Origin of the sequence: Streptomyces cinereospinus, from assembly GCF_042430725.1 — a bacterium.
GTDB lineage: Bacteria > Actinomycetota > Actinomycetes > Streptomycetales > Streptomycetaceae > Streptomyces > Streptomyces cinereospinus.
In genome coordinates this window covers 1-2,525 of record NZ_JBHMCY010000025.1, presented here as the reverse complement: position 1 = coordinate 2,525, position 2,525 = coordinate 1, and the positions used below count along the sequence as shown (strand labels likewise).

At 79.2% G+C, this 2,525-nt stretch carries 1 protein-coding gene; it reads right to left on the bottom strand.

The features are described from left to right. Window positions 1–141: 141 nt before the first annotated feature. Window positions 142–2,295, bottom strand: coding sequence for a primosomal protein N' (locus ACFF45_RS15185; protein ID WP_381346554.1), 2,154 nt, complete (start codon window positions 2,293–2,295; stop codon window positions 142–144). Window positions 2,296–2,525 lie beyond the last annotated feature (230 nt).

Here is a 2,525-nt window from a genome sequence, read left to right as displayed (position 1 = left end):
CCGAGCCGCTGCCCCCGCCCTCACCCGACGAGGCAGCCGTCCTCTCGGACCCCAGCCGATGTCAGGCAGGTCCACCCGACCCCAGCCGATGTCAGGCAGGTCCACCCGGCCCCAGCCGATGTCAGGCGGGTCGACCGGGCCTCAGCCGATGTCAGGCGGGTCGACCGGGCCCCACACCGCGGCCCCGCTCCCGCGCGCCATCCGTGCCGCCTGCGCGGCCTTCAGCGCGGCCGCCAGCGCGGCCCCGCGCCCCGGCGGCACCCGGACGAGCGCCCGCACCCACTGCTCCCCGGGGGGCGGCGCCCCCGCCCGTCGCGGCCGGCCCGCCGCGACCGGTGTGACGGGCAGCGGGACGGGACCCAACACCTCGGCCTGCGGCGGCAGTTCGACCGCGCCCAGGAACTCGGCGACCGCCTCCGCCGGCCCCGACACCGCCGCCATCCGCGACACCGGCGGGAACCCCAGCTCGGCCCGCTCGGCCAGCTCGCGCACCGCGTGCCCCACGGGATCCCACCGCACCAGCGCCTGCACCGGCCGCAGCGTCGGGTCGGCGACGACCACCACGGTCCCCCCGTCGCCGTGCGGCCGCACCAGCGCCGAGGCGCCGATCCAGCGCCGCAGCGCGTCCTCCCCGGCCCGCAGGTCGGGCCGGCCGAGCATGGCCCACCCGTCGAGCAGCAGCGCCGCCGCGTACCCGCCCTCGGCGACCGGCTCGGCCCCCGGGGTGCTCACCACCAGCGCCGGAGCCGCCGGCACCGTGTCCAGCACCTGCTCCCGCCCGGACGTCCGCACCGGCACGGCGGGAAAGGCCCGCCCCAGCTCCTCGGCCGTCCGCCGGGCCCCGACGACCTGGGCCCGCAACCGGAACGCCCCGCACTCCGGGCAGTGCCAGGCGTCCTCCTCGCGCCCGCACCACCCGCAGCCCAGCGCCCCGGCGTCGCGCGCCTGCAACGGCCCGGCGCAGTGGCGGCAGCGGGCGGGCGCCCGGCACCGGGCGCACGCCATCCGGGGCACGTACCCGCGCCGCGGCACCTGCACCAGCACCGGCCCGTGCCGCAGCCCGTCGCGCACCGCCTGCCAGGCGAGCGTCGGCAGCCGGGCGGCCCGCGCGGCCTCGTCCCGTGCCAGGTCCTGGTCCCCCACCGTGCGCACGAGCGGGGCGGCGGCCCGCACCCGCTCGCGCACGGCGACCAGCGGATGCGCCCACCCGCTCTCCACCAGCTGCGCGGCCTCCACGGTGCAGCTCCAACCGCCCAGCAGGAAGCCGCACTTGTCCTGGGCGGCGCGCAGCAGCAGTACGTCCCTGGCGTGCGGCTGCGGCGCGTGCGGCTCGCTGTGGCTGTCGTCCCCGTCGTCCCAGACGGCGACCAGCCCGAGGTCCTGGACGGGCGCGAACATGGCGGCCCGCGTCCCCACCACGGCCCGCACCGACCCGCGTCGCGCGGCGAGCCACTCGCGGTACCGCTTCTCGGGCCCCGCGTCGGCCGTCAACAGCGCGTGCCGCCCCTCACCCAGCAGGGCCGTCAACGCGGCGTCGACCCGGGCGGCGGTCCGGCCATCCGGTACGACAACCAGCGCACCGCGTCCGGAGGCCAGGGTCGCGGCGACGGCCCGGGCCAGCTCGGCGCTCCACCCGGGGCCGGGCAGGGCGTTCCACACGGCCCGTGGAGCGCCTCCGGAGGCGAGCGCCTGGAGGAAGGCGGGCCCTCGCTCGTAGCACGCCCAGGACCCCGGCTCCGGCGGCGCGGGCGGGGGCAGCGGGGCGGGCGACGGCCGCTGCTCGGCCCGGGCGCTGCGCGGCGGCACGGCCAGCTGCAGCACGTCGGCGAGGCTCCCGGCGTACCGGTCGGCCACGGCGCGGGCCAGCCCCAGCAGCTCCTCGCTGAGCACCCGCTCCGGTGACACCACCTGGGCCAGCGCCGCCAGCGGCCCCGAGTAGTCCGACTCGGCGAGCCGCTCCACGAGGAAGCCGTCGATCAGCCCCCCGCCCTCGCGGCGCCCCTCCCGCACCCGGTGCCGCCCGGCGCCGAACCGCACCCGCACCCGCACCCCGGGCTGCGCGTCGGCGTCCAGCTCGGCGGGCACGGCGTAGTCGAAGTACCGGTCGAGGTGCAGTACGCCCTTGTCCACGAGCACCCGCGCGACGGGCAGCTCCCCGGCCAGCGCGGCCCCCCGCCAGGTACGCGGCTTGGCCCGGGGCGCCCTGGCCTTGCGCACGCTCTCCCGGATGAACGCGAGCTGCTCCGGCGGCGCGCCCTCCGCGCCGCCGTCCCCCCGGCTGTTGTCGCTGCTCACGCCTGCATTCTTACCAAACAGCACCGACAACCGACGCCGGCCCGGGGTACCCGGGCACCCCGCTTCCGCCATCAGCCGCGCACGACGCGCCGAGGCCCGGCCCCCCGAAGGGAACCGGGCCTCGGGCCGGGCGGTGCGGGTCTACAGCCCCGCGGCCGCGCGCAGCGCGTCCACGCGGTCCGTGCGCTCCCAGGTGAAGTCGGGAAGCTCACGGCCGAAGTGACCGTACG